Annotated in this window: 4 protein-coding genes and 1 riboswitch; of the genes, 3 read left to right on the top strand and 1 reads right to left on the bottom strand. The window is 34.4% G+C overall.

What is annotated here, in order from left to right:
* The 3 genes from ACW2QF_RS16625 to carB form a co-directional block, all read left to right on the top strand.
* A partial coding sequence (locus tag ACW2QF_RS16625; RefSeq protein ID WP_455717132.1) for a hypothetical protein occupies positions 1 to 207 on the top strand: 207 nt, incomplete at its 5' end.
* A gap of 309 nt (positions 208 to 516) precedes the next feature.
* The gene (locus ACW2QF_RS16620; RefSeq protein ID WP_455717131.1) at positions 517 to 1,605 is read left to right on the top strand and encodes a carbamoyl phosphate synthase small subunit; all 1,089 of its coding nucleotides are present in this window, start codon (positions 517 to 519) and stop codon (positions 1,603 to 1,605) included.
* Entirely contained in the window at positions 1,605 to 4,811 is a 3,207-nt protein-coding gene (gene carB, locus ACW2QF_RS16615) for a carbamoyl-phosphate synthase large subunit (protein ID WP_455717130.1), read from the top strand. The genes ACW2QF_RS16620 and carB overlap by 1 nt, the downstream gene beginning before the upstream one ends.
* Before the next feature lie 80 nt (positions 4,812 to 4,891).
* Here carB and thiT read toward each other — a convergent pair whose 3' ends face one another.
* Entirely contained in the window at positions 4,892 to 5,569 is a 678-nt protein-coding gene (gene thiT / locus ACW2QF_RS16610; protein WP_455717129.1) for an energy-coupled thiamine transporter ThiT, read from the bottom strand.
* Between the two features lie 173 nt (positions 5,570 to 5,742).
* Positions 5,743 to 5,876, bottom strand: a riboswitch (TPP riboswitch).
* Positions 5,877 to 6,113: the final 237 nt, after the last annotated feature.

The raw sequence follows: 6,113 nt of genomic DNA, 5'->3' as shown, positions 1-6,113 counted from the left end.
GTACTGGATGATGCGTATGATAATAGTCAATATACAAAGCTTGATTTTACGTCTACTAGAAGTCACATTGAAGATTTGGATATACCGAGTTATGTAGTAGCTATGAATAACAACAGAATATTGAATGATTATAGAATGTTTGTTCAGTCATCAAAGACAGAACAAGCAGCTATAGGCATTTCCATTTTATTAAGAGATTGTTCTTGAAAAATGGTATATAGGAAGGATATTTTAAAATCAATGATTTTGAAATATCCTTTTTCATGGTATTCAAGGTGTTTAATTTTTTTTGCCCATTTCTAAGCAAGGATAAATTGTATAAATTATCTGAAATACATATTATATTAATACAATTGTATAATAATTCACTAAAACAAGAAGATGATGCATATTATACTTGAATGTTGATTATTTCTATGGTAGAATAATAAAAATTTATCAAAAATTAAATAGTAACTGTAAACTCCTAGAGTTTATATATAACAATGTTTTAAAGAAAGGAATAGGTATTAATTTATGAAAGCTTTTTTAATACTTGAAGATGGCAATGTGTTTACAGGAAGCAGTATTGGTTCAACAAAAGAAGTTGTGAGTGAAATTGTATTCAATACTTCAATGACAGGATATCTAGAAGTACTAACAGATCCTTCTTATGCTGGTCAAGCAGTTGTTATGACATACCCTCTAATTGGTAATTATGGAGTGTGTTATGAAGATATGGAATCGCTTAAGGCATGGCCAGATGGTTACATTGTTCGTGAGATTGCAAGAAAACCTAGCAATTTTCGCTCCCAAGATGGAATCGAAGCCTTTCTTTTAAAAAACGATATTCCAGGTATTTGTGGAATCGATACAAGAGCTCTTACTAAGATTCTAAGAGAAAAGGGTACCATGAATGGTATGATAACAACCAATGAAAATTATGATATAGAAGAAGTAAAAGCCAAATTAAAAGAGTATTCACCAGCAGGTGTCGTTGAGAAAGTAAGCCGTACTGAAAAGACAGAACACCCAGCTTTAGAAGGAACAGATAAAGGCTTAAAAGTTGCGCTTATGGACTTTGGTTCTAAGAATAATATTACAAGATGTCTTACTAAGAGAGGATGCCATGTCACTGTATATCCTGCATTGACTACTGCTGAAGAGATTCTTGCAGCCAATCCAGATGGAATTATGTTATCAAACGGCCCAGGAGATCCCAAAGAATGTACTAGTATAATTGAAGAAATTAAGAAATTATATAACAGTGATGTTCCAATCTTTGCTATATGCCTTGGACATCAGCTAATGGCACTTGCCAATGGTGCTGATACTCATAAGATGAAATACGGACATAGAGGTGCGAACCACCCAGTTAAAGATCTATCGACAAACCGAGTATACATATCTTCACAGAATCATGGTTATGTAGTAGATGATAGTAGTCTAGATGAAAGTGTTGCGAAAGTAAGTTTTGTGAATGTTAATGATGGTACAGTGGAGGGGCTTGAATATACTGGAAAGAATATCTTCACAGTTCAATTCCACCCAGAAGCTTGTGCAGGACCAAGAGATTCAGAAACTTTATTCAATAAATTTATTACAATGATGGAGGATTGCAAATAATGCCAAAGATTGATGATATTAAAAAAGTATTAGTTATTGGTTCAGGACCTATTGTTATTGGGCAAGCAGCTGAGTTTGATTATGCTGGTACACAGGCGTGCCGTTCTCTTAAAGAAGAAGGGATTGAAGTTGTATTAGTAAACTCTAATCCAGCTACAATCATGACAGATAAAGATATTGCAGATCGTGTATATATAGAGCCATTAAATCCTGAGATTGTAAAACAAATTATTATAAAAGAAAGACCGGATAGCGTATTACCTACTCTTGGCGGTCAAGCAGCTCTTAATATTGCAATGGAATTAGAAGAGTGTGGATTCCTTGAAGAAAATAATGTTCGCTTAATAGGTACGACTTCACTCACAATTAAGAAAGCAGAAGATCGTCTTGAATTCAAAAACACAATGGAGAAGATTGGAGAGCCATGTGCAGCCAGTGAAGTTGTAACAACAGTTGAGGCTGCTATTGCATTCACTAACACGATTGGTTACCCAGTAGTAGTACGCCCTGCTTATACCCTTGGTGGTAGCGGTGGTGGTATCGCTCAGGATGAAGAAGAATTAATCGATATCTGCTCTAATGGTCTTAGACTAAGCCGTGTAGGTCAATGTTTAATTGAACGTTGTATCGCAGGATGGAAAGAAATTGAATATGAAGTAATGCGTGACTCTAACGGTAACTGTATAACTGTATGTAATATGGAAAACTTAGATCCAGTAGGTGTTCATACAGGAGATAGTATCGTAGTAGCTCCTTCTCAAACATTATCGGATAAAGAATATCAAATGCTTCGTACTTCAGCACTTAACATTATCGATGAATTAAATATTACTGGTGGTTGTAATGTACAATACGCACTTCACCCAACCTCATTTGAATATTGTGTAATCGAAGTTAACCCTCGTGTTAGCCGTTCGTCAGCTCTTGCATCTAAGGCAACTGGATACCCAATTGCTAAGGTAGCAGCTAAGATTGCGCTTGGTTATACACTAGACGAGATTCCTAATGCAATTACGAAAAAGACTTATGCAAGTTTTGAGCCAGCACTTGACTATGTAGTAGTTAAGATTCCAAGACTTCCATTTGATAAATTCATTTCAGCAAAAAGAACATTAACAACACAAATGAAAGCTACTGGAGAAGTTATGAGTATTTGTACAAACTTCGAAGGTGCTCTAATGAAAGCAATTCGTTCCTTAGAACAACACGTAGATAGTCTTGAAAATACAGGATTATACGATGGCTTTGATCGTGAAAGAATGTTAGAAGAGCTTTATAAAGTAGACGATAGAAGAATCTATGCAATCGCACAGGCATTACGTCTTGGTATCACATATGATGAAATCCATGAAATCACTAAGATTGATGAATGGTTCATCGACAAGATTGCTATCTTAGTAGAGAAGGAAGAGGCGCTTAAGAATTCTGAATTAACTAAAGAATTATTATTAGAAGCTAAGAAATTAGAATTCCCAGATAAATTAATCGGTAAATGGACTGGTAAATCAGAAAAAGAAATCAAAGAACTTCGTAAAGAATATGGAATCCTTGCTTCCTTCAAAATGGTTGATACTTGTGCAGCTGAGTTCTCGGCTTCAACACCATATTATTACTCATGTTTTGATAATGAAAATGAAGTAGATGCTACTAAAACAAAGAAAAAAGTTATGGTTCTTGGATCAGGTCCAATTCGTATTGGTCAAGGTATAGAATTTGACTACTGTTCTGTGCATAGTGTATGGTCACTAAGAAGAAGTGGTTATGAAACGATTATCGTTAATAACAATCCTGAAACAGTAAGTACAGATTTTGATATTGCAGATAAATTATACTTTGAACCTTTAACACCAGAAGATGTTGAAAACATTGTTGACCTAGAAAAACCAGATGGAGCAGTAGTCCAATTCGGTGGTCAAACTGCAATTAAATTAACAGAAGCACTTCTTAAGATGGGTGTACCTATCCTTGGAACAAGCGCTGAGAATGTTGATGCAGCGGAAGATAGAGAGTTATTTGATGAAATTCTTGAAGAATGTTGTATTCCAAGACCAGCAGGAAGAACCGTATATACAGTTGAAGAAGCTCTAGAAGCAGCAAATGAGCTTGGATATCCAGTACTTGTTCGCCCTTCTTACGTACTTGGTGGTCAAGGTATGCAAATCGCAATCAATGATGAAGATGTTAAAGAGTTCATGGGAATCATCAATCGTATCGTACAAGAACACCCTATCCTAGTAGATAAATACTTAATGGGCAAAGAAGTAGAAGTTGACGCAGTTTGTGACGGAACAGATATCTTAATCCCTGGAATCATGGAACATGTAGAACGCGCAGGTATTCACTCAGGTGATAGTATCTCTGTATATCCAACACAAAACATCTCAGATAAGATTAAGAAAGTAATTGAAGAATATACAAGAAAACTTGCTAAGAGCTTGAACGTTATCGGTTTGATTAACATTCAGTTCATCGTTTATCAAGATGAAGTATATGTAATAGAAGTAAATCCTCGTTCTAGCCGTACTGTGCCATATATCAGTAAGGTTACAGGAATTCCAATCGTTGACTTAGCATCAAAAGTAATCTTAGGAGCAAAGATTCGTGATCTTGGTTACACACCAGGTCTTCAAAAAGAAGCCGATTACGTTGCTGTTAAAATGCCAGTATTCTCATTTGAAAAACTTCGTGGAGCAGATATCAGCCTTGGACCAGAAATGAAATCTACTGGAGAGTGTCTCGGTATTGCAAAGACATTCAACGAAGCACTATACAAAGCATTCTTAGGATCAGGAGTAAATCTTCCAAAATACAAGAAGATGATTATGACTGTTAAAGATGCAGATAAGATTGAAGCTATCAGCGTAGGTAAGAGATTTATTGATCTTGGCTATACAATCTACGCAACAAGAAACACTGCTAAAGTATTAAATGAAAATGGTGTGGCAGCAATTGCAATTAACAAGATAGAACAAGAATCACCAAATTTAATGGACTTAATTCTTGAACATGAAATCGACCTTGTAATAGATATTCCATCTCAAGGTGCAGAAAAATCAAAAGATGGTTTCTTAATCCGCCGTGTATCAATCGAAACAGGTGTTAATTGTTTAACATCACTTGATACAGCGAATGCTCTTCTAACAAGCATGGAAACTGCAGAATATGATAAGAAGAATCTTGACTTAATAGATGTAGCTAAGATTTAATATAGAAAGAAAGGGCTGTTAATAACAGCCCTTTCTTTGGGTTCGCTCAGCATGGGCGAACTCTTACCAATAAAGTAATACTACATTTGTTCATTAGCCATACGTTTTACTTCTTTTAATCCATTAGTGAATGCTGGGATTAGTAAGATAATAATTGTAACAATGGCTTCTGGTAGGAGATAAGTAGCATTATATCCAAGTGTATAAATTAAAGGAGTTTGACCTACTGGTGTATAGTCAGAGAAGAATACATATCCTGAAATTACATGGGCGATATATCTTCCGAAAACACCTAGAATATAGCCTTTTACAAGACCGTATTTTGATTTACTGAAGATACCAGCTAGTCCAAGAGCACCGAATGCAACGGGATAATCAAGTAACAGTTGAATCGGATGATAAATACTTGGCCCAATGATAAGTTGTAAGAAACCATAAGCAATTCCAGCTAATAAACCGATTTTAGTTCCATACAGATAACCAATCAAGCAGATGAAGAACATGCTGAATAATGTAGCAGAACCACCAAAAGGTAAGTTAACAAATTTAATAAAAGAGGTTACGACTGCAAGTGCCATTGCCACAGAAGCGAACACTAATTGTTTAGTTCGAATCTTTTTTGTTTCCTTTTTATTTAAGAAAACAAGCAATAGTATTGCAACAATTAAAGCAATAAGAAGAATATAGCTTGGTGCTTTTAATGTGTAACCGTTCTTCTCATCTCCAGTTGCAAAAAAATTCATAATACCTAAATACATAAAAAAATCCTCCCTTTCATGCGTAGGAGGAGCTTATCTTGTGAGTATATAATTCAATATGTAGAGTTGTATTCAACTTAGTTATTGTTATTATAATAATAGTATAAAACAATTACAATAAATCTAACCTAACAACTATGTTTTTTGATTGTTAATAAGAAACAATCCGAATTATGTACAAACATGTGCTTCCTTACGCTGGTCTTAACCAGTTCAAGTTGTGAGGGTTGTTCATGGCTAGTAAATGCTTAATACGATTTACTAGACAAAATACTTCTCAGCCATAATAGCTCCCCTAGCAGTATGCTATGTTTACGTGTTTACTATAACAAGATAATTGGAAAATGTCAATGAATAATAGGAGATAAATGTATTATTCATTACAAGGCATAAAGCTATTGTGATAGAAACTATTGAAATGTAATATATGAAATTATATCATTAAAAATGATATAGATAAAAAAAATAATTAGATATAAAAATAATTAGAAATTAAAATTAAAACTAATAATAATTAAAAAAGTGAGGAAAGTTAGATGGAAAA

The organism is Anaerosporobacter sp. (genome assembly GCF_965301125.1).
Note: the sequence above shows the minus strand (reverse complement) of the source record. Positions and strands in the feature narration are given on the sequence as shown.